Source organism: Streptomyces sp. NPDC048636 (genome assembly GCF_040650655.1).
GTDB lineage: Bacteria > Actinomycetota > Actinomycetes > Streptomycetales > Streptomycetaceae > Streptomyces.
Genome location: NZ_JBEZHR010000001.1, coordinates 1,054,660 through 1,076,603 on the forward strand (window position 1 = coordinate 1,054,660; position 21,944 = coordinate 1,076,603).

General features: G+C 72.2%; 18 protein-coding genes. 14 read left to right on the forward strand and 4 right to left on the reverse strand.

Annotated elements, in window-relative coordinates:
• Positions 1 to 93: 93 nt before the first annotated feature.
• A complete protein-coding gene (locus AB0C66_RS04840) occupies positions 94 to 777 on the reverse strand; it encodes an N-acetylmuramoyl-L-alanine amidase (RefSeq protein WP_362432818.1) in 684 nt (227 codons plus the stop codon).
• A gap of 125 nt (positions 778 to 902) precedes the next feature.
• Between AB0C66_RS04840 and mnmA the strand changes: the two genes are divergently transcribed.
• The 11 genes from mnmA (at position 903) to gatB (ending at position 14,050) form a co-directional block, all read left to right on the forward strand.
• Entirely contained in the window at positions 903 to 2,060 is a 1,158-nt protein-coding gene (gene mnmA / locus AB0C66_RS04845; RefSeq protein WP_362432820.1) for a tRNA 2-thiouridine(34) synthase MnmA, read from the forward strand.
• Between the two features lie 121 nt (positions 2,061 to 2,181).
• On the forward strand, positions 2,182 to 2,877 hold the full coding sequence (locus tag AB0C66_RS04850; protein WP_362432822.1) for an HdeD family acid-resistance protein: 696 nt from the start codon (positions 2,182 to 2,184) through the stop codon (positions 2,875 to 2,877).
• Positions 2,878 to 2,946: 69 nt separating this feature from the next.
• Positions 2,947 to 3,474 carry a TIGR00730 family Rossman fold protein gene (locus AB0C66_RS04855; protein ID WP_362432824.1) on the forward strand — a complete coding sequence of 176 codons (528 nt, stop codon included), beginning with the start codon at positions 2,947 to 2,949 and terminating at the stop codon, positions 3,472 to 3,474.
• A 138-nt stretch (positions 3,475 to 3,612) separates the two neighbouring features.
• Complete coding sequence (locus AB0C66_RS04860; RefSeq protein ID WP_362432826.1) at positions 3,613 to 4,302, forward strand: SDR family oxidoreductase; 690 nt, start codon at positions 3,613 to 3,615, stop codon at positions 4,300 to 4,302.
• Positions 4,303 to 4,472: 170 nt separating this feature from the next.
• A complete protein-coding gene (locus AB0C66_RS04865; RefSeq protein ID WP_362432829.1) occupies positions 4,473 to 5,489 on the forward strand; it encodes a methionine synthase in 1,017 nt (338 codons plus the stop codon).
• 15 nt (positions 5,490 to 5,504) lie between these two features.
• Entirely contained in the window at positions 5,505 to 7,703 is a 2,199-nt protein-coding gene (gene ligA, locus AB0C66_RS04870; RefSeq protein WP_362432831.1) for an NAD-dependent DNA ligase LigA, read from the forward strand.
• 258 nt (positions 7,704 to 7,961) lie between these two features.
• Positions 7,962 to 10,061: a bifunctional diguanylate cyclase/phosphodiesterase gene (locus tag AB0C66_RS04875; RefSeq protein WP_362432834.1), complete on the forward strand. Its 2,100-nt coding sequence runs from the start codon at positions 7,962 to 7,964 to the stop codon at positions 10,059 to 10,061.
• A gap of 438 nt (positions 10,062 to 10,499) precedes the next feature.
• Positions 10,500 to 10,796 carry an Asp-tRNA(Asn)/Glu-tRNA(Gln) amidotransferase subunit GatC gene (gene gatC, locus AB0C66_RS04880; protein ID WP_176180497.1) on the forward strand — a complete coding sequence of 99 codons (297 nt, stop codon included), beginning with the start codon at positions 10,500 to 10,502 and terminating at the stop codon, positions 10,794 to 10,796.
• Between the two features lie 5 nt (positions 10,797 to 10,801).
• The gene (gatA, locus tag AB0C66_RS04885; RefSeq protein ID WP_362432838.1) at positions 10,802 to 12,295 is read left to right on the forward strand and encodes an Asp-tRNA(Asn)/Glu-tRNA(Gln) amidotransferase subunit GatA; all 1,494 of its coding nucleotides are present in this window, start codon (positions 10,802 to 10,804) and stop codon (positions 12,293 to 12,295) included.
• The gene (locus AB0C66_RS04890) at positions 12,292 to 12,531 is read left to right on the forward strand and encodes a hypothetical protein (RefSeq protein ID WP_362432840.1); all 240 of its coding nucleotides are present in this window, start codon (positions 12,292 to 12,294) and stop codon (positions 12,529 to 12,531) included. The genes gatA and AB0C66_RS04890 overlap by 4 nt, the downstream gene beginning before the upstream one ends.
• A gap of 13 nt (positions 12,532 to 12,544) precedes the next feature.
• Complete coding sequence (gene gatB, locus AB0C66_RS04895) at positions 12,545 to 14,050, forward strand: Asp-tRNA(Asn)/Glu-tRNA(Gln) amidotransferase subunit GatB (protein WP_362432842.1); 1,506 nt, start codon at positions 12,545 to 12,547, stop codon at positions 14,048 to 14,050.
• 85 nt (positions 14,051 to 14,135) lie between these two features.
• On the opposite strand, the gene AB0C66_RS04900 is transcribed toward gatB, so the two are convergent.
• The 3 genes from AB0C66_RS04900 to AB0C66_RS04910 all read right to left on the reverse strand — a co-directional run bounded on the left by AB0C66_RS04900 (position 14,136) and on the right by AB0C66_RS04910 (position 18,084).
• Positions 14,136 to 15,203: a LacI family DNA-binding transcriptional regulator gene (locus tag AB0C66_RS04900; protein WP_362432845.1), complete on the reverse strand. Its 1,068-nt coding sequence runs from the start codon at positions 15,201 to 15,203 to the stop codon at positions 14,136 to 14,138.
• Between the two features lie 100 nt (positions 15,204 to 15,303).
• Positions 15,304 to 16,809 carry a M81 family metallopeptidase gene (locus AB0C66_RS04905; RefSeq protein WP_362432847.1) on the reverse strand — a complete coding sequence of 502 codons (1,506 nt, stop codon included), beginning with the start codon at positions 16,807 to 16,809 and terminating at the stop codon, positions 15,304 to 15,306.
• A gap of 93 nt (positions 16,810 to 16,902) precedes the next feature.
• Positions 16,903 to 18,084, reverse strand: coding sequence for an ROK family transcriptional regulator (locus AB0C66_RS04910; RefSeq protein ID WP_362432850.1), 1,182 nt, complete (start codon positions 18,082 to 18,084; stop codon positions 16,903 to 16,905).
• Between the two features lie 214 nt (positions 18,085 to 18,298).
• Between AB0C66_RS04910 and AB0C66_RS04915 the strand changes: the two genes are divergently transcribed.
• From AB0C66_RS04915 to AB0C66_RS04925, 3 genes are read left to right on the forward strand one after another with little or no spacing between them, the layout of a single operon-like run.
• Entirely contained in the window at positions 18,299 to 20,104 is a 1,806-nt protein-coding gene (locus AB0C66_RS04915) for a peptide ABC transporter substrate-binding protein (RefSeq protein WP_362432852.1), read from the forward strand.
• Positions 20,101 to 21,051: an ABC transporter permease gene (locus AB0C66_RS04920; protein ID WP_362432854.1), complete on the forward strand. Its 951-nt coding sequence runs from the start codon at positions 20,101 to 20,103 to the stop codon at positions 21,049 to 21,051. Before AB0C66_RS04915 ends, AB0C66_RS04920 begins: the two co-directional genes overlap by 4 nt.
• A complete protein-coding gene (locus tag AB0C66_RS04925) occupies positions 21,048 to 21,941 on the forward strand; it encodes an ABC transporter permease (RefSeq protein WP_362432856.1) in 894 nt (297 codons plus the stop codon). The genes AB0C66_RS04920 and AB0C66_RS04925 overlap by 4 nt, the downstream gene beginning before the upstream one ends.
• Positions 21,942 to 21,944 lie beyond the last annotated feature (3 nt).

Sequence of the window (21,944 nt, forward strand, 5' to 3'; positions counted from 1 at the left end):
CGTTTGGATCTTCGCGGACCCGCGAAAGATCCAGAACGACACGGCCTAGCCCGCTCCTGCCCCGCGGGCGGGGCACGCCGGAACCCCCCGGCGTCAGGTGGTCGTCCGCACCGCCCGCACCAGCCGCAGATAGCGGTCCCAGTCCCACCAGGTGCCCGGGTCGGTGTGATCGGTGCCCGGCACCTCCACATGGCCCACGATGTGCTCGCGGTCCCTCGGTATCCCGTAGCGCTCGCATATAGCGGCGGTCAGCCGGGCCGAGGAGCGGTACATCGCGTCCGTGAACGAGCTCGCCCGGCTGACGAACCCCTCGTGCTCGATGCCGATACTGCGCTCGTTGTACGGGCGGTCGCCCGCGTGGAACGCCACGTCCATCTCGCGGACCGTCTGCGCGACATGGCCGTCGCCGCGCACCACATAGTGCGCCGCGGCGCGGTGCCCGGGATCGCGGAAGACCTGGAGGGCGTCCGCGAAACTGCCCTGCACCACATGGATCACCACCCGGTCCACCGTGTAGTCGTACGGCCGGTCCGCCCGCCGCCAGTTCGCCCCCGAGGCCGCGACCCACTCCGCCCCCGGATGGTCGACCGCCCCCGCCTCGCGCTCCTGGTCCACCCCGGGCAGCCGCCACCACAGCCGCTCCAGATCCTCCCGCGCCGCGTATCCGGCGACCGCGGCCGCGGTCAGCCCGGCGGCCGTACCGCCGAGCAGCACGGCGCGTCTGCTGATCCGGCGGCGCCCGTCGCCGGTGGGGGTCCCGCCTGTGCTCTCGCTCACGGTCCGCTCAACGCGCGGAGGCCGCGGCCCGGTTCCGGGGCGCGCGGATCACCACCGGGCGCCGCAGCGGCGGGGGCCGCTCCGCGCGGAGGCCACACCCGGGCAGGGCCTACCCTGGAGGGGTTATGACTGACTTCCCCGGTGCGCCCACAGGTCCCCGCGACGGCCGTCGCCTGCGTGTCCTCGCCGCCATGTCCGGCGGTGTGGACTCCGCGGTCGCGGCGGCGCGCGCGGCCGAGGCGGGCCACGATGTGACCGGCGTCCACCTCGCGCTCTCCGCCAACCCGCAGTCCTTCCGCACCGGCGCCCGCGGCTGCTGCACCATCGAGGATTCGCGCGACGCCCGGCGCGCGGCCGATGTGATCGGCATCCCGTTCTACGTCTGGGACCTCGCCGAGCGGTTCCGCGAGGACGTGGTCGAGGACTTCATCGCCGAGTACGAGGCGGGCCGCACGCCCAACCCCTGTCTCCGCTGCAACGAGAAGATCAAGTTCGCCGCGCTGCTGGACAAGGCGCTCGCGCTCGGCTTCGACGCCGTGTGCACCGGCCACTACGCCACCGTCGTGCGCCGCGAGGACGGCTCCCGCGAGCTGCACCGCGCCAGCGATATGGCAAAGGATCAGTCCTACGTGCTCGGGGTGCTGGACGAGCGCCAGCTCGCTCACGCCATGTTCCCCCTCGGTGACACGCTGACCACCAAGGACGAGATCCGCGCGGAAGCCGAGCGGCGGGGGCTCGCGGTCGCCAAGAAGCCCGACAGCCACGACATCTGCTTCATCGCCGACGGTGACACCCAGGGCTTCCTGGCACGCCACCTGGGCACCGCCGAGGGCGATATCGTCGACGAGGAGGGGCGCAGGCTGGGCGGCCACGAGGGCGCGTACGGCTTCACCATCGGCCAGCGCAAGGGGCTGCGCATCGGCCACCCGGCGCCCGACGGCAAGCCGCGCTACGTCCTGGACATCTCCCCGGTGAACAACACGGTCACCGTGGGCCCCGCCGAGTCGCTGGACGTCGCCGCCCTCACCGCCATCAAGCCCCGCTGGTGCGGGGCGCCGCCCAGCGGCCCCGGCGACTACACCGCCCAGCTGCGCGCCCACGGCGGCGAGACCGAGGTCACCGCGGAGCTGGTCGACGGCGCCGAGCTGCGGGTGACCTTCACCGAGCCGGTCCGTGGTGTCGCCCCCGGCCAGGCCATCGTGCTCTACGACGGCACCCGGGTCGTCGGCTCGGCCACCATCGCCACCACCGAGCGGATGCGCGCGGCCGTGCCGCGGCCGTAGCGGCGGCCCGGCGGGGACGCCCAAGCGGTTCACCGGGCGAAGCCGCGGGCGCGGGGTGACGATGGTTGCGTCCGGTCTACCGCGATCCTCCTTCCCGAGGACCCCCAGGAGGTGGACGACCGTGAGTTTCTCCTCCGATACCCCCCGTGGCGCCGACGACCGGCGCGACGACCGGCGCGACGACCGTCCCGGCGGCGCCGACGGTCCTTACGCCGGTCTCATGGGCGCCCTGTCCGACGCCGCCTGGCAGGTCCTGGTCGTCGCCGGTCTGGTGGCCATCGTGCTGGGCATCGTCGTCCTGGCGTGGCCGGCGGCCACGCTGGTGGTGGTCGGCGCGCTCTTCGGTACGTATCTGCTGGTCAGCGGCATCTTCCAGCTGGTCGGGGCGTTCGGTTCACATGTGCCCAGGCAACTGCGCGTGCTGGGCTTCGTCAGCGGCTCCCTCTCGGTGCTCCTCGGACTGCTCTGCTTCCGGGGGCCCGCGCAGTCGATCCTGCTGCTCGCGCTGTGGATCGGCTTCGGCTGGCTGCTCCGCGGCGTCATGCTGACCGCCACGGCCATCTCCGCCGAGGGGCTGCCCGCCCGCGGCTGGCAGATCGCCCTCGGCCTGATCAGCGCCCTGGCCGGGGTGCTGCTGATCGTCCTGCCCTTCGGCTCCATCGGGGCGCTCGCCGTGACGGCCGGGGTGTGGCTGCTCGCCCTCGGCGTGGTCGAAGTCGTCCACGGCGTCCAGCTGCGGATGGGCAGTGGCCACCGTCCCGCCCGCGGCGCCGGCCGCGGACTGCACTTCCGCTCGCAGCCCCATCCCCAGCCGTAGCCGACGCCTGTGACACCGGCCGCCATGAGCAACGGCCACGGCCCGCCGCGGCGTTCGTACAGTGGCGCCATGAATATCTGCGTCTTCTGCTCCGCCGCCGATCTCGACGCCCGCTACACCACCCCCGCCCGTGAGTTCGCCGAGCTGATCGGCAAGGCCGGGCACACCCTCGTCTGGGGCGGGTCGGACACCGGGCTGATGAAGGTCATGGCGGAGGGGGTGCAGGAGCACGGTGGACGGCTGGTCGGGGTCTCGGTGGAGTTCCTGGCGGAGAAGGCCCGGCGGAACGCCGACGAGATGGTGATCACCAAGGATCTCGCCGAGCGCAAGGCCCAGTTGCTGGCCCGCGCCGACGCGGTCGTGGTCATGGTCGGGGGCACCGGAACACTCGACGAGGCCACCGAGATCCTGGAGTTGAAGAAGCACGGTCTGCACATCAAGCCGGTGGTGCTGCTCAACACGGCCGGGTTCTACGACGGACTGCGTCGGCAGTTCCAGCGGATGGAGGACGAGGGCTTCCTGCCCCGGCCCCTGGAGGAGCTGGTCTTCTTCGCGGACGACGGGGTGGCCGCGATGGCGTATCTGGAGTCCGTCTGAGGGCCCTCCCGGGGTCGACGGCCGTCAGCGGAGCCGTTACAGGACGGGAGCGCCCGGCGGGAAGGCCGCCCGCCGCGGGTGCATGGGATTGCGCCAAGCCAGGACGTGCGCCCGCACGCGGTGAGGCAAGCTGGGGGCATGGGAACGCATCTGATCACTGGGGCGGGTTCGGGCATCGGCACGGCGGTGGCCGAGCGACTGGCCGAGCGCGGCGATGAACTGTGGCTGCTGGCGCGGGACGCCGGACGGGCGAAGGAGCTGGAGCGGCGGTTCCCCGGGGCGCGCACGGTCGTCGGGGACCTCGCCGACCCGGAGAAGCTGTCCTGGGCGCTGAGCCACCAGACGCTGCCGGACCGGCTGGACTCGCTGCTGCATATCGCGGGCGTCGTCGACCTGGGGGAGGTCGGTGAGCTGACCCCCAAGGCGTGGAACCGCCAGCTCGCCGCCAACCTCGTCTCGCCCGCCGAGCTGACCCGGCTGCTGCTGCCACAGCTCCGGCTGGCCCAGGGGCATGTGGTGTTCCTCAACTCCGGTGCGGGGCTGCGCGCCAACGCCCAGTGGGGCGCGTACGCCGCGAGCAAGCACGGTCTCAAGGCGCTGGCGGACGCGCTGCGCTGGGAGGAGAGCGGCAACGGGGTACGGGTGACCACCGTCTACCCCGGGCGCACCGCGACCCCGATGCAGGTGAAGGTGCACCAGCAGGAGGGCAAGGAGTACGACCCGGACCGCTGGATGGCGCCGGAGACCGTGGCCACCACTGTGCTGACCGCGCTCGACCTGCCACGGGACGCGGAGATCACCGACCTGTCGGTGCGCCCGCGCGGCTGACCCCGCACCTCCGCGCCGCCGTCCGCCGGGGAGCCCGCGCGGGCGGCGGCATTCTGCGGCTCCGCCGCGCGGGCGCGACCGGCCACGGCGCGGCCGCGGACGCATGACGGCACCTCCCGGCACTTCCCGCGGAGCGCTTGGGCTTCCCGCGGAGCGCTTAGGCTTCCCGGGTGAGCGAGAAGAGCAGCAACCACCACAGCTGGGGCGCGGGGGCCGCGACCGGCGTCGGGTCGATGCCGGGCGGCGACGCGCGGGAGGCCGCGAAGACCGTCACCGGATCCCTGGAGGCCCTGCCGTATCTGGCCGAACTTCCCGCGCGGGGGCCAGGCGCGGACATGATCGGGCGGACCATCGGGATGCTCGTCGAGCTGTACGCCCATGTCGAGCCCAGCGGCTGGCGGATCAGCGACCGGCCCGGCCGGGACACCCGGCGGGCGCGGTCCTGGCTGGGCGAGGACCTCGACGCCCTGGAGGAGTACACCCAGGGCCACCGGGGGGCGCTGAAGGTGTCGGCCGTCGGGCCGTGGACCCTGGCCGCCGCCCTGGAACTGCGCGGCGGGGAGGCCGCGCTGAGTGACCCGGGCGCCTGCCGGGATCTGACGGCCTCGCTCGCCGAGGGGCTGCGCGTCCATCTCGCGGAGGTGCGCCGCCGGGTGCCGGGCGCCGAGGTGGTGCTCCAGCTCGACGAGCCGTCGCTGACCTCGGTGCTGGCCGGGAGCGTCCGTACGGCCAGTGGCTACCGCACCCACGGGGCCGTGGACCGGTCGGTGGTCGAGGGTGCGCTGCGCGATCTGGTGGCGGTGGCGGACGGACCCGTGGTGGTCCACTCCTGCGCCCCGTCCGTGCCGTTCCGGCTGCTGCGGCGGGCAGGGGTCGCGGGGGTCTCCTTCGACTTCTCGCTCCTCACGGAGAGTGAGGAGGAGGCGATCGGTGAGGCCGTCGAGGGCGGTACGGCGCTCTTCGTCGGTGCCGTCCCCGGCGTTGAGGGTCCATTGTCCGACCCTGCCGGTAGCGTCGGGGGTGTCAGGACGCTGTGGCGCAGGCTGGGGCTGTCACCGGGGACTCTCGCGGAGTCCGTGGTGATCACTCCGTCGTGCGGTCTCGCGGGTGCTTCGCCCGCGTATGCCCGTGCCGCGCTGGCCCACTGCGTCCGGGCGGCGAGATCGCTCGCGGACAACCCTGAGTAACGGGAGGACGACACGGTGGCCGGCGAAGAGCAGTCGACAGTGCCCGCCGAGGCACGGGATCAGCACGCCAAGCTCGCTGAGCAGGTCGAGGAGCACCGCTTCCGGTACTACGTCAAGGACGCCCCGGTCATCTCGGACGGGGAGTTCGACCGGCTGCTGCGCGGCCTGGAGGCCCTGGAGGAGAAGCACCCCGAGCTCAGGACACCCGATTCGCCCACCCAGAAGGTCGCCGGGGCGTACGAGACGGAGTTCACCGAGGTCGCGCACCGCGAGCGGATGCTCAGCCTGGACAACGCCTTCGACGACGAGGAGTTGGCGGCGTGGGCCGACCGCGTCGCCCGCGAGCTGGGGGACATCCCGCACCACTATCTCCTCGAGCTCAAGGTGGACGGTCTCGCGGTCAACCTCACCTATGAGCGCGGGCGGCTGACCCGCGCCGCGACCCGGGGCGACGGGCGCACCGGCGAGGACATCACGCCCAACGTGCGCACCATCGCCGAGATCCCCAACCGCCTCAAGGGCGACCGGGTCCCGGAGCTGGTGGAGGTGCGCGGCGAGGTCTTCTTCCCCCGCGAGCGCTTCGACGAGCTCAACGCCCGGCTGGTGGAGGCCGGGAAGCCGCCGTTCGCCAACCCGCGGAACGCGGCGGCCGGTTCACTGCGCCAGAAGGATCCGAAGGTCACCGCCTCCCGCCCGCTGCGCATGGTCGTCCACGGCATCGGCGCCCGTGAGGGCTTCGACATCGACCGGCTGTCGCAGGCGTACGAGCTGCTGCACGAGTGGGGGCTGCCGACCGCCGCCCACTCCCGGGTGGTCGACGCCCTGGAGGGGGTGCGGGAGTACATCGCGCACTACGGGGACAGCGAGCACCGGCACTCCGTCGAGCATGAGATCGACGGCGCGGTGGTCAAGCTGGACGAGATCCCCTTGCAGGGGCGGCTGGGTTCCACCTCGCGGGCGCCGCGCTGGGCCATCGCCTGGAAGTTCCCGCCCGAGGAGGTCAACACCAAGCTGGTCGACATCCGGGTCGGGGTGGGCCGCACCGGCCGGGTGACGCCGTACGCGGTGGTGGAGCCGGTCACGGTGGCGGGCTCGGAGGTCGAGTTCGCCACCCTGCACAACCAGGACGTGGTCAAGGCCAAGGGCGTGCTGATCGGTGACACCGTGGTGCTGCGCAAGGCGGGCGATGTCATTCCGGAGATCCTGGGCCCGGTCGTCGATCTGCGGGACGGCGGCGAGCGGGAGTTCGTGATGCCCGCCGAATGCCCGGAGTGCGGGACCCCGTTGCAGCCCGCCAAGGAGGGCGATGTCGATCTGCGCTGTCCCAACGCCCGTTCCTGCCCGGCGCAGTTGAGGGAGCGCATCTTCTATCTCGCGGGCCGCAAGTGCCTGGACATCGAGAATCTGGGCTATGTGGCCGCGGCCGCCCTCACCCAGCCGCTGGAGCCCTCCGATCCACCGCTGAAGGACGAGGGGGATCTGTTCGACCTCGATATCGAACAGCTTCTGCCCATCAGGTCGTACGTGCTGGATCCGGACAGCGGTCTGCCCAAGCGCGACCCCAAGACCGGTGAGGAGAAGGTGGTCACCTTCTTCGCCAACCAGAAGGGCGAGCCGAAGAAGAACGCGCTGGCCATGCTGGCCAATATCGAGGCGGCCAAGCAGCGTCCGCTGGCCCGGATCATCACCGGTCTCTCGATCCGCCATGTCGGACCGGTCGCGGCCACCGCGCTGGCCCGCGAGTTCCGTTCGCTGGACCGGATCGCCGAGGCGAGCGAGGAGGAGCTGGCGGCCGTCGAGGGCGTCGGCGGCATCATCGCGGCCTCGGTCAAACAGTGGTTCACGGTGGACTGGCACCGCGAGATCGTGGAGAAGTGGCGGCGGGCCGGGGTGCGGCTGGAGGAGGAGGCGGGCGAGGACGAGGGTCCGCGGCCGCTGGCCGGGCTCACCGTCGTGGTCACCGGCACCCTGGCCTCGCACACCCGGGACGGCGCCAAGGAGGCGCTTCAGGACCGCGGCGCCAAGGTCACCGGCTCTGTTTCGAAAAAGACTGATTTCGTCGTTGTCGGCGACAATCCCGGGTCGAAGTATGACAAGGCCATGCAGTTGAAGGTCCCCGTTCTGAACGACGACGGTTTTGCCGTTCTGCTCGAACAGGGGCCCGACGCCGCGAAGGAGGTCGCTCTGGCGGCTCCGGAGACCTCCGAGGAGTAGCCCGGTCCACCCGACCGGCGCAGTGGTCCGGCCATCTTGTCGGTACAGCAGTTCAAAGGTGGCCGGATTACGACGGGGAGCACTTCCCGCACGCAGCCGGCGGGCATCACCCTTACAGCGCATACCAGAAGGTCACCGATTGTCGGGCGGCATTCGGGCAACCGCTGCCGATCCCCGTCCGTCATCGCCTTCTGCCGCCTACTGTTGAGGTGTGCGCCTGCCGTGGCGCTGGCACCGCCGGCTGTGAGAGGGACGGGTATGAAACCGACCGAAAGCGCCGCCCCGGCGTCGCGGCTGCGCCGGGCAGTCCTGCCCGCGCTGCCGGCCGCGGCGGTCGCCATGGCCGCTTTCGCGTTCGGCATCGGAGTGTTCCGGGTGCTCGACGCGGGCCACGCACTCTTTCCCGACGGCACTGTGGGCTGGTCGTTCGCCGTGCTCACCGGTGTCATCGTCGGCCATCTCGTCGCCCTGGGCCGCGACCGATGGTGGGGCGGCACCGGCTCCGGCGCCGCGTTAACCCTGGCCGCGCTGCTGCTCTACGGCTGGATCCCGGCCGTGCTCATCAGCCTCGCCGTGGTGACGCTGGTCGGCGCCGCCCGGCGGCACCGCTGGCGGCAGGCCGTACTGCACGGCGCGGTCGACATCCTCGGCGTCGGCGCCGGGGCCCTCACCCTCGCGGCGTTCGGCACCACGCCCTCCGTCGAACACCCCTGGCACACCGACGCCTGGGAGATGTCCGCGGTCCCCCAGACGGCCCTGACCGCCTTCGTCTATCTCGCCGTCACCCGCGCCCTGCTCTGGTACTCCCTCGCCCCGCCCGGTGCCGGACTGCCCACCGCCGCCCGCACCGCCCTCGTCCGCCACGCCCTCGTCGGCATCGCGCTGCTCGGCATCGCCCCGCTGATCGTGGTCGTCGCCGGGGACACCCCGCTGCTGCTCCCGCTGTTCGCGGTCCCGCTGGTCGCCCTGGACTCCACCCTGTGGATCGCCCGGGTGCGCGCCGAGGAGCAGTTGCGCGATCCGCTCACCGGACTGCCCAACCGCCAGTGGCTGCTGGAGCGCACCTGGGCCGCCCTGGACGACGCCGAGCGGGCCGGGACGCGTACCGCGCTGGTCCTGCTCGACCTGGACCGGTTCCGTTCGGTCAATGACACATTGGGTCATTTGGCGGGCGACCGGCTGCTGCTCCAGATCGCCGAGCGGCTGCGGCTGGCCCTGCCGCGCGGGGCGGAGGTGGCCCGGCTCGGCGGCGATGAATTCGCCGTGCTGCTGCCCACCACCGACTCGCTCACCGCCGCCCAGCGCTCCGCCCGTGTCCTCGTCGGCGACCTCGGCTCACCGCTCGACCTCGACGGACTCACCCTGGTGCTGGAGGCCAGCGCCGGAGTCGCCGTCTACCCCGACCACGCGCTGGACGCCGAGGGGCTGCTGCGCCGCGCCGATGTCGCGATGTACCAGGCGAAGCGGGACCGCAGCGGTGTCGAGCTCTACGAGGCCCGCCGCGACGGCAACACCCCCGACCGGCTCGGACTGCTGGGCGATCTGCGGCGCGCCCTGGACGCGGGCGATGTGGAGCTCCACTACCAGCCCAAGGTCGGCTTCGACGGCCATGTCGCCGGGCTGGAGGCGCTGGTCCGCTGGGTCCACCCGGACCGCGGCCGGGTGCCGCCGGACGAGTTCATCGCCATGGCCGAGAGCTCCGGGCTGATGCCGCGGCTCACCGAATACGTCCTGGAGACCGCCCTCGGCCAGGTCGCCCGCTGGCGGGCGGACGGCCTCGAGGTGCCGGTCGCCGTCAATGTCTCGCCGCGCGACGTCCACACCCCCGGCTTCGCGGGCGCGGTGGCCGGGCGGCTGGCCCGGCACGGCGTCCCGGCCGGCGCCCTCCAACTGGAGATAACCGAGCATGTGCTGCTGGAGGACCCCCAGCGCGCCGCCGACACCCTGGCCGGGCTGACCGGCCACGGTGTCCGGATGTCCCTCGACGACTTCGGCACCGGCTACTCCTCCCTGGTGCACCTGCGGAAGCTCCCGGTCAGCGAGCTCAAGATCGACCGCTCCTTCGTCGCCCGGCTCGCCGTGGACAACGAGGACGCGGAGATCGTCCGCTGTACGGTCGACCTCGCGCATTCGCTGGGCCTGCTGGTCGTGGCCGAGGGCGTGGAGGACGACGAGACCTGGGAGCGCCTGCGCGACCTGGGGTGCGACGCGGTCCAGGGCTGGCTGGTGGCCGCCGCGATGCCGCCCGAGGAGACCACCGCCTGGCTGCGGGCCCGCGGTGAGGGCGGCTGGAGCCGCGAGGACCGGGACGCCGAGCCCTCCCCGGCCGCCACCGACGCCGACCAGCCGGTCACCTAGCCGGCCGGTCGCCCGGGCGGACACCCCCGGCCCGGGGTGCCCCGCGCCCCGGTGGCCCCCGCGCCCTGGCCCGTCACCCGCGCCGTCGCGCCCTCGCTTCCGCCGGGAGCCCGCACTCCGGCCCGGCTCGGGCCCCGGGCCGTCCGGAGGGGGCGCCCGGGGTGTGGGGCGGGGCGTGCGCGCCGGTGTCGCGTGCGGACCGGCGTCCTGACGGCGCCCCGGCCCACCCGTAACCCCCGGCGTCATGGCCTCGATTCCACCCGTCGGCTCCCGTGCGGGACCACACCCGGGGCATGGTGTGGTGCGGGGTGGGAACCCGGCAGCGGGCCGCTTCCGGGGGCGCCGCCCCCGAGGTGGGGAGAAAGCGTTTCGCGCCCGGCATGGGCGGCGCCATAGGATTGGGGCCGGAACTTACACACTCACCCCGAGGATCTCTGCATGCCTGGCATCACGCGCGAGGAGGTCGCCCACCTCGCCCGGCTGGCGCGTCTGGAGCTGAAGGACGAAGAGCTCGACCACTTCGCCGGACAGCTGGACGACATCATCGGCGCGGTCGCCCGCGTCTCCGAGGTCGCCGACCAAGACGTACCGCCGACTTCTCATCCGCTGCCGCTGACGAATGTCATGCGCCCGGACGAGGTCCGCCCGTCGCTGACCCCGCAGGAGGCGCTGGCCTGCGCCCCGGCCCAGGAACAGCAGCGTTTCAAGGTGCCGCAGATTCTGGGGGAGGAGTGACCGACATGACCGATCTGACCAGGCTCACCGCGGCGGAGATCGCCGCCAGGGTCGCCTCCGGCGAGCTCACCGCCGTCGAGGTCACCGAAGCCCATCTGGCCCGTATCGAGGCCGTGGACGAGAAGGTGCACGCCTTCCTGCACGTGGACCGGGAGGGCGCGCTCCGGCAGGCCCGCGCGGTCGACGAGAAGCGCGAGCGCGGCGAGGAGCTGGGCCCGCTGGCCGGTGTCCCCCTCGCGCTGAAGGACATCTTCACCACCCAGGGGATCCCGACCACCGTCGGTTCCAAGATCCTCGAGGGATGGCTCCCGCCGTACGACGCCACCGTCACCAAGCGGCTGCGGGACGCGGGCGTCATCGTGCTCGGCAAGACCAACATGGACGAGTTCGCCATGGGGTCCTCGACCGAGAACAGCGCGTACGGCCCCACCGGCAACCCGTGGGACCTCACCCGTATCCCCGGCGGCTCCGGCGGCGGCTCCTCCGCCTCGCTGGCCTCCTACCAGGCCCCGCTGGCCATCGGCACGGACACCGGCGGTTCCATCCGCCAGCCCGCCAGCGTCACCGGCACCGTCGGCGTGAAGCCCACCTACGGGGCGGTCTCCCGGTACGGCATGGTGGCGTTCTCGTCCTCCCTGGACCAGGGCGGCCCCTGCGCCCGCACCGTGCTGGACGCGGCGCTGCTGCACGAGGTGATCGCCGGACACGACCCGATGGACTCCACCTCCATCGACGCCCCCGTCCCGCCCGTCGTCGAGGCCGCGCGCGACGGCAGTGTGCGGGGCATGCGCATCGGCGTGGTCAAGGAGTTCGCGGGCGAGGGCTACCAGCCCGGTGTGATGCAGCGGTTCACCGAGTCGGTGGAGCTGCTGCGCGAGCTGGGCGCCGAGATCGTGGAGATCTCCTGTCCGTCCTTCGACAAGGCGCTGGCCGCCTACTACCTGATCGCCCCGTCGGAGTGCTCGTCCAACCTGGCCCGCTTCGACGCCATGCGGTACGGGCTCCGGGTGGGCGACGACGGCACCCGCTCCGCGGAGGAGGTCACCGCGCTGACCCGCGCGGAGGGCTTCGGCGCCGAGGTCAAGCGCCGCATCATGCTCGGCACCTACGCGCTCAGCTCCGGCTACTACGACGCGTACTACGGTTCCGCGCAGAAGGTCCGCACCCTGATCACCCGGGATTTCGAGAAGGCGTTCGAGCAGGTCGACGTGTTGATCTCGCCGACCACCCCGACCACCGCCTTCCCGATCGGCGAGCGCGCCGACGACCCGATGGCGATGTACCTGGCCGACCTGTGCACCATCCCGGCGAACCTCGCGGGCAACGCGGCCATGTCGCTGCCCTGCGGGCTCGCACCCGAGGACGGTTTGCCGGTGGGCCTACAGATCATCGCCCCTGCCATGGCCGACGACCGGCTCTACAAGGTCGGTGCCGCGGTCGAGACCGCGCTCACCGCCAAGTGGGGCCACCCGCTGCTTGAGGAGGCACCGTCCCTGTGAGCGCTCTGAAGAAGGCCAAGGGCTTCAAGAAGTCGAAGCCCGGTACCTACCTGTCCATCGGGACCACGCTGTTCGGCGCGGTCAACGTCTTCAAGCAGGCCAAGAAGGCCCGCTTCGAGAACGACAAGCTCCAGCTGGCCGATGCGGTGGTCTCGGCCGCCGCCATCGTCACCGGCGTCGCCCTGCTCGCCCGCGAGCTGAAGCGCATGGGCGACGACGACGTCCTCGCGGACTGAGAGGTTAGTTTCCGTGACCGTCACTGAACTGGTGTCGTACGAGGACGCCCTGGCCGCCTACGACCCCGTGATGGGGCTCGAGGTGCATGTCGAGCTCGGCACCAAGACCAAGATGTTCTGCGGGTGTTCCACCACGCTGGGCGCCGAGCCCAACGCGCAGACCTGCCCCACCTGTCTCGGCATGCCCGGCTCGCTGCCGGTCGTCAACGCGATCGGCGTCGAGTCCGCCATCAAGATCGGGCTCGCGCTGAACTGCGAGATCGCCGAGTGGTGCCGCTTCGCCCGGAAGAACTACTTCTATCCGGACATGCCGAAGAACTTCCAGACCTCGCAGTACGACGAGCCGATCGCCTTCAACGGCTATCTGGACGTCGAGGTCGAGGGGGAGATCTTCCGCGTCGAGATCGAGCGCGCCCATATGGAGGAGGACACCGGCAAGTCCACCCATGTCGGCGGTGCCACCGGCCGTATCCACGGCGCCTCGCACTCCCTCCTGGACTACAACCGGGCCGGGATCCCGCTCATCGAGATCGTCACCAAGCCGATCGTCGGCGCGGGGGAGAAGGCCCCGGAGGTCGCCAAGGCGTACGTCGCCGAGCTGCGCGAGCTCATCAAGGCGCTCGGGGTCTCCGAGGCGCGCATGGAGATGGGCCAGATGCGCTGCGATGTGAACCTCTCGCTGCGCCCGCACGGCACCGAGAAGTTCGGCACCCGCTCCGAGACGAAGAACGTCAACTCGCTGCGCTCGGTGGAGCGGGCGGCGCGCTTCGAGATCCAGCGCCATGCCGCGGTACTCGGCGACGGCGGGACGATCGTCCAGGAGACCCGCCACTTCCACGAGGAGGACGGCTCCACCACCCCCGGCCGGGTCAAGGAGGAGGCGGAGGACTACCGCTACTTCCCCGAGCCGGACCTGGTGCCGGTCGCCCCCTCCCGGGAGTGGGTCGAGGAGCTGCGGGCCGGGCTTCCGGAGCTGCCGCGGGTGCACCGCACCCGGCTGCGCGAGGAGTGGGGCATCTCGCAGCACGAGATGCAGTCCGTGCTCAACGCGGGCGCGATCGACCTGATCACCGCCACGATCGACGCGGGCGCCCCGGCCGACCAGGCCCGTAAGTGGTGGATGGGCGAGCTGGCCCGCCGGGCCAACGAGGAGGGCACCGACCTCGCCGCCCTGCCGATCACCCCTGAGCAGGTCGCGCGGGTGTGCGCCCTGGTCAAGGAGGGCTCGCTCAACGACAAGCTGGCGCGCCAGGTCATCGAGGGCGTGCTCGCGGGCGAGGGCGACCCGGACGCCGTGGTGGAGAAGCGCGGTCTGAAGGTGGTCTCGGACGAGGGTGCGCTCGGCACCGCCGTCGACGAGGCGATCGCCGCCAACGCCGCCATCGCCGACAAGATCCGCGGCGGCAAGGTCGCGGCGGCGGGCGCGCTCGTCGGCGCGGTCATGAAGGCCACCCGGGGCCAGGCGGACGCGGCCCGCGTCCGCGAGCTGATCCTGGAGAAGCTCGGCGTCGAGGGCTGAGCGTCACCGGCGCACCACGAGGGGGCGGGCCCGCCGGGCCCGCCCCCTCGTGCGGTCGTACCGGCCCGCTTCCTGCGGCGGCCCCCTAGGGCGGTGGGGCGATGGAGTCGCGGGCGATGAAGGACGTGTTCAGCGTGATGTGGCGCGGTGGGCGGGCGCCCGTCTCGATCCGGGCCAGCAGCGCCCGTACCGCCTCCGCCCCCAGTTCCTGGACCGGTTGGGAGACCACGCTGAGCCGGGGCCGGACCACCCGGGCCCAGTCCGCGTCGTCGAAGGCGACCACCGAGATATCGTCCGGGACGCGCAGTCCATGGGCGTCGACCGCGGAGAGCACCCCGAGCGCGACCATGCTGTCGGTGGCGAAGACGGCGGTCGGCGGTTCGGGCAGGGAGAGCAGCTCCTCGGTGAGGGCGGCCGGGTCCTGCCGGTGGAAGGTGCCCACCCGCAGATACGCGTCGGTGTCCTCGACCCCGGCCGCACGCAGCGCCGCGCGGTAGCCCGCGACCCGCTCGACACCGGTCGAGATGGGGAACGCGCGCCCGCCCCCCTCTCCGTTGCCGTCGGCGTCGCCGCCGGCCAGCGTCACCAGGGCGATCCGGCGGTGTCCCGCGGCGATCAGTCTGCGTACGGCGTCCTCGCTCGCGCCCTGGTTGTCCACCGTCACCGCGTCCGTCGGAAGTGAGGGCGCCCGCCGGTCCAGGAGCACCACCGGGCACACCCCCTCGACCAGCGTGGCCAGATGACCGACCTCGGTGGTGGAGGCGGGGGCGACGACCAGGCCGTCCACATGCTTGTCGCAGAGGGTCTTCACGGCGGCGCGCTCGGCGCCGAGGTCCTCGTCGGTGTTGGCCAGCAGCACCTGGTAGCCCGCGGCGTGCGCGGCGTCGGTGATCCCGCGGGTGACCCCGGCGAAGAACGGGTTCTGGATGTCCGCGATCACCGCACCGAGCGTATGCGTCCGGCCGGTGATCATGCTGCGGGCGAGCTGGTTGGCGCGGTAGCCCAGCTTCTCGGCGGCGGCGCGGACACGTTCGCGCGCCTCGGGGCTGACCGAGCCGTAGTCGGCCAGCGCCCGGGAGGCGGTGGACCGGGAGACCCCGGCCTCCCGGGCGACGTCGGGGATGGTCGCGGCGCGGCGTCGGTTGGTCGTCATGTCCCGGCCAGGCTATCGGCCACGTTCTCCACGCCCTTCCGGGCGGCTGTCCCCCCCCGGGTGTTCCCGGCCCGCCCGGCGGCGGCTCAGCGGCGGCCGCTCAGCGGCCGAGCAGCCGGGGGGTGAGGTCCGGGGTGTCGAACTCCGCGTCGTCCAACGGGTACAGCGGCCGCTCGACCCGGTGGTGGCCCAGCCGCGGCAGGTCCTGGTCCACCCCGCCGGGGGTGAGCGCCAGCCGCCAGTCCGCCGCCATCTCGTAGAGCTCGGGCTCCAGATAGCCGATCTTGACGACCACCAGGTCATAGCCGAGGGGGTCCAGCTCCCCGAAGTCCGCACGGGTGTGGAACGGTTTGCGGCGGCTGACCAGGATCACGGTGACCCCGCCGCTGCGCACCGCCGCCAGATCGCCGCCCACCTCGTCGTCCCGGCGCAGGGCGACCACCTCGCCGGTGAGGTCGTACGGCGCGCCGTGCTCCCCGGTCCCCTCGCTGACCGCGCCGCCGACCGACAGCCGTACGGTGGCGCCGAGCCCGGCGGTGAAGCACTCGGCGACCGCCGCCGGATCGGTGATGCCGGGGTGCAGGGCGGTCACACGGCCGGAGGCCAGCTCCTCGTGGGCCAGCAGCCGCCCCAGGACGTAGGCCAGGTCACCGGCGCCCCCGGCGGTGGGATTGTCCCCGGAGTCGCTGATCAGGAAGGGGCGGGCGGCGGAGGCCACGGCCGCGGCGATGCACTCGTCGGCGCTGCCGGTGGGGCCGACGAAGACGAAGTCGCGGCGCACCTCCCAGTATTCGCGGGCCAGGGAACGGGCCTGTTCCACCGCGAGGACGGGGTCGTCGGCGGTGACCACCACCGCCGCCCGGCAGCGCGGTTCATCCGCCCAGGCGTAGCCGACCCACACCGCCGCGTCCACCACACCGTCCATCGCCTCGACCGCGGCCAGCCGTCCGTAGAGCGACTTGGCGGGCTCCAGCCGGGTGCTGGTCTTCTCGCCGGGCAGCAGCACCGGGACCTGGACCCAGGCCAGATGGGGGCGGCCCCGCCCGGAGGCGAGCCGCTGAACCAGCTTGCGGGCGGCGCGTTCCCGGGTCTCCCAGGCGTCCTCGTGCGGGGCCAGCCGGTGGGCGGTGAGCAGGTCGAGCCGTTCGGCGAACCGCCGGGAGACATTGCCGTGCAGATCCATGGCGGCTGAGATCAGCGCCCCGGGGCCGATCGCCTCCCGCACCGCGTCGGTCAGATCGCCCTCGGCGTCCTCCATGCCGACCACGCTCATCGCGCCGTGGATGTCGTAGACCAGCCCGTCGAGGGGGCCGTCGAGCTCCGCCCGGCGCAGCCGGTCGACGAGTTCGTCCTTGACGCGGTCGTAGGTGTCGCGTTCGACCGGGCCGCCGGGGAGGGCGACGGCGTGCACCAGCGGCACCCACTCGACCAGCCCGGCGAGATCGCCGTCGGCCGCGGTCCACGTGTAGCGGTTCAGCAGCTCGTCGCCGCGGGTGACGCGGAAGTCGTCGTAGGTGGTGCGGTGCGGGCAGAAGGTGCTGGACTCGATGGACATACCGCCGATCCCGATGCGCAGGCGGCGGCCTTGGGGTGCGGGGGGAGCCATACTGTCTCGCTTTCCGGTGGAGGAGATCCGGGGGAGAGCCGGGGTGCGGCGGGTGGACGAGCGGGGGCGGCCCCGGGCGGAGGAGAGGGCGGATCAGCGGGTGGCGGCCCCGGCCAACGGCATCGGACGGCCCCTCGCGGCGAGTTCGCGCAGCGCGGCATGGCCCGCCCCGAGCAGCCCCGCGTCGGCGCCGCTGCCGGCGGCCGTGATGGTCAGCTCGCTGGTGGCCATCGGCAGACAGCGCTCGTAGAGCACTCCGCGGACCGCCGCGACCAGCGGTTCGGCCCCGGCGAGGGCTCCGCCGAGGACCACCGCCTCGGGGTTGAAGAAGTTGACGACGACGGACAGCACCGCGCCGATGTGCCGTCCCGCCTGCCGGACCAGCGTGGTGGCGTTCGGCTCGCCGTCGGTGACCAGGCGCAGCACATCCGTGGAACCGTCCGCCTCGATACCCAGCTCGCGCAGGGCGGCGGCGATCGCGGCACCGCTGGCCACGGTCTCCAGACAGCCGATATTGCCGCAGGAGCAGGGGCGTTCGTCGGCCGCGTCCACCCGGACATGGCTGATGTCGCCCGCCGAACCGCGCGCCCCGCGGTAGAGACGGCCGTCGCTGATGACCCCGGAGCCGATCCCGCGCCCGGCCTTGACCACCACCAGGTGACGCAGTCCGGAGTGGGCGGCGCGGTGTTCGCCGAGGGCCATCATGTTGGCGTCGTTGTCCACCAGGACGGGCAGCTCCAGCCGTTCGGCGAGCCGGTCGCGCAGCTCGTACAGATGCCAGCCGGGCATCCGGGACGGGGCGATGACCTGGCCGGTGCCGGTGTCGACCGGTCCGGGGAAGCCCACCCCGACCGCCCGCACGGTGCGGCCCGCCGCGCGCTGGCGGTCGGCGAGCCCGGTCAGCCGCCGCACCAGCGGATCCAGCGCCCGGTCCGGACCGGCGGTCAGATCGAAGGCGTGCTCGGCCACGTCGAAGGTGGCGCCGGTCAGCCCGACCGCCCCGATCCGGGCGTGATGGCTGCCCAGGTCGGCGGCGAGCGCCACCGCCCCGCTCTCCGGTATCCGCAGCAGCCGCGGGCGGCGGCCACCGCGCGAGGCGCCCTCGCCGTACTCCGTCAGCAGCCCGGCGTCCACCAGCTCCTGCACCCGGCCCGAGACGGTGGAGGCGGCGAGGCCCAACTCCCGTACCAGGTCGGCGCGGGAGGCGGCGGCGCCGCTCGCGACGAGTTCGAGGACATGGGCGGCGGAGCCGGGCTGCTCATCGGCGGCGGTCATGGGGCGCCCTTTCCGTCGGGGGGTTGGGTTCTTCTTCTCCGGACTCGACCCCACCACTTTATTCGGTAGCCGAATCAAGTCCCGGTATCTCACGGATTTCAGTAGACAATATTCCGCGCCTGTCGCACCAGCCTCTTGACTTCATTTCAGAGGCATCCGTACTTTGCTCGCTATCTTCGAACGGCCGAGCGGCCGATGAATCCGTGGAGGCAGCATGGGTCTGCGCACACCACGTCTACGCGGACCCCTCGCGGGTCTGGTCGCGGTTCTCACCCTCGTCGGCGCGGGCCTGATCAGCGGCTGCGCGGCGGGGACCGGCCGGGTCACCGACCTCGGCACCACCGGAGGCACCCGGGTCGAGGGCGGTACGGCCACCATGGCGCTGCCGCCCGCAGCCAGCCCCAACTGGATCTTCCCGATCGGTGCGCCCGGCTATCTGGCCTCCTACAACGGCGCCGTGCAGAACCTGCTGTATCTGCCGCTCTACCAGCCGGAGAAGAAAGGCGGGCGGCTCACCCTGGACAGCCCGCGCAATCTCGCCGAACAGCCCCGCTACAGCGACGGCAACCGCACCGTGACCGTCACCCTGAAAAAGGGCTACACCTGGTCCGACGGCACCGCCGTGACCACCCGGGACGTGAAGTTCTGGTTCGACCTGATCCAGCACAACAAGGCGGAGTGGGGCGGCTATTCACCCGGGCTGCTGCCCGACAACATCAAACGGTTCCGCACCGTCGACGACCACACCTTCCAGCTGCGGCTCGACCGCGCGTACAACCCGGCCTGGTTCACCGCCAATCAGCTGCTCTACTTCACCCCGCTGCCCCGGCACGCCTGGGACCCGCGCGAGGAGGACCCGAAGAAGGTCTTCGCCCGGCTGACCCGGCACGCCGAACAGCTCTCCCGGTTCGCCACCGACCCGCTGTGGAAGACGGTCAACGGGCCCTGGCGGATCGAGAAGTGGACCACCTCCGGCCAGGTGGCGCTGGTCCCCAACCGGCGCTACTCCGGCCCCGACCGACCCCATCTCGACCGGGTCGTCCTCAAGCCCTTCACCACCGCCGACTCCGAGTTCAACGTGTTGCGCTCGGGCGGTGTCGACTACGGCTACATCCCGCCCTCGGTGATGGCCCAGTCCAAGGACTTCCGTGAGCTGGGATATCGCGTCGACCCCTGGGAGGGCTGGGCGATCACCTATCTCGTACTCAACTTCAACCACCCCACCGCGGGCCCGCTGCTGCGCCAGAGCTATCTGCGCCAGGCCCTCCAGCACCTCATCGACCAGCGGGCCATCTCCGACGTCATCTGGCACGGCACCGCCGAGCCCACCCGCGGCCCGGTCCCCGCGAGCCTCCTCGCCGAGGACCCCTTCCCCCATGACCCGGCGAAGGCGGCACGGCTGCTGGCCGCGCACGGCTGGACGGCCGACGGCGAGGGAAGGCTGCGCTGCCGACGGCCCGGTACGGGGCCGGACGACTGCGGCAAGGGAATCGAGGACGGACAGCGGCTGCGGCTCTCGCTGCTCTCCCAGTCCGGCTCCACCGAGACCTCCAACATGATGCAGGAGATCAAGTCCTCGTACGACAAGGCCGGGATCACCCTCGACGTCCGTCAGCAGCCGCTCAACACCGTGCTCGGCACCACCGTGCCCTGCACCCCCGCCCAGCGGCTGTGCCGGGAGTGGCAGCTCGGCTTCTTCGGCACGGCGGGCAGCTGGTACTTCCCGCCCGACCCCAGCGGGGAGCAGCTCTTCGCCACCGGCGCCCCCTCCAATATGGGCAACTGGTCCGATCCGCGTACCGACAAGCTGATCAAGGCCACCGAGTACTCCGGCGACCCGTCCGCGATGCGGCGCTACGGGGAGTACGTGGCCCGCCGGGTGCCGGTGCTGTGGACCCCCAACCCCGCCTACCAGGTCTCCGTCATCCGCAACGATCTGCGCGGTGTGGACCAGAACCCCACCCTCAGCATCTCCCCGCAGGACTGGTACTTCGTCAGGAAGGGGGCGGAGGGGCGATGATCCGCTTTCTGCTCAAGCGCACCGCACAGGCGGCGGTCGTCCTGCTGCTGGTCTCCGTCATCGTCTTCGTGCTGCTGCACCAGCTGCCGGGCGGACCGGCCCGTGCCATCCTCGGCCCCCGCGCCACCCCACAGGCGGTCGACCACTTCAACCACCAGCAGGGCTACGACCGTTCGCTGCCGGTGCAGTACGCGCGGTACCTGGGCCGTCTGATCACCGGGGACCTCGGCGAGTCGTACAAGCTCAACCAGACCGTCTCCTCGGCTCTGACCGACCGGCTGCCCAAAACCCTGGTACTGACCGCCCTGGCCATCGCGCTCGCGGCCGTCCTGGCGATCCCGCTCGGCATCCTCCAGGCCGTACGCCGCGGGAAGGCCGCCGACTACCTGCTGACCGGCGCCGCCTTCCTCGCCTACGCCACCCCGGTCTTCTTCCTCGGCCTGGTGCTGATCCTCGTCTTCAGCCAGCGGCTCCAGCTCTTCCCGGCCGAGGCGCCGCAGGCCGACACCGTCGCCGGGATCCTGGGCGAGCCACGCGCCCTGGTGCTGCCGGTGGTCACCATGGCGCTCGGCATCATCGCCGCGTTCAGCCGCTATATGCGCTCGGCGGTGCTGGACAACCTCGGTGAGGAGTACGTCCGCACCGCCCGCGCCAAGGGCCAGTCCCACGCACGGATCATGGCCCGGCATGTGCTGCGCAATGCGCTGATCCCGCTCGCCACCCTGCTCGGCCTCTATCTGCCCACCCTCTTCAGCGGGGCGCTGGTGGTGGAGTCGATGTTCAACTACCCGGGGATGGGGCTGCTGTTCTGGAACGCCGCCCAGGGCTCGGACTTCCCCGTGCTGCTCGGCGTCACGCTCGTCGTCGGGGTCGCCACCGTGCTCGGCTCGCTGCTCACCGACATCGCGTACGCCGTCCTCGACCCCCGGATCAGGAGCGTCTCGTGACCGCCACCGCCGCGCCCGCCACCGATACCGCGGCCGCCACCCCGGGGCTCGCCCGCCGCGCCCTGGTGGTCTTCACCCGCAACAAGCTGGCGCTGACCGGGGCGGTGCTGCTGGCCGCGCTGATGGCCTTCAGCTTCCTCGGCCCGCTGATCCACTCCACCGACCAGACCCACACCGATCTGGGCCGGGCCAATCTGCCGCCCGGCAGCCCCGGCCATCCGCTGGGCACCACCGACCTCGGCTACGACATGCTCGGACGGCTGATGACCGGCGGGCAGACCTCCCTCGAAGTCGGCCTCGCCGCCGGGCTGCTGGCCACCCTCATCGGCACCGTGTACGGCGCCGTCGCGGGCTATTTCGGCGGCTGGCTGGACGCGGCGATGATGCGGATCACCGATGCCGCGCTCGCCATCCCGGCCCTGTTCCTGCTGGTCGTCGTCGCCGCGATCCTCACCCCCAGCAAACCGGTGCTGATCCTCATCATCGCCTCCGTGGCCTGGCTGTCCCCGGCCCGGCTGGTCCGCGGTGAGGCCCTGGCGCTGCGCGGCCGCGACTACATCCACGCGATGCGGCTGATGGGCGGCGGCGGGGGCCGGGCGGTCTTCCGCCATATCGTGCCGAACGCGATCGGCACCGTCGTGGTCAACGCCACCTTCCAGATCGCCGACGCCATCCTCTACGTCGCCTATCTGTCCTTCCTGGGCCTGTCGATACCGCCGCCCGCCGCCGACTGGGGCTCGATGCTCAGCGCGGGCATCACCTACACCCAGGTCGGCTACTGGTGGCTGATCTTCCCGCCGGGGATCGCGATCGTGCTCGTCGTCGCCGCGTTCAACTTCATCGGGGACGGCCTGCGGGACGCCTTCGACGTGCGGCTCCAGAAGAACTGAGGA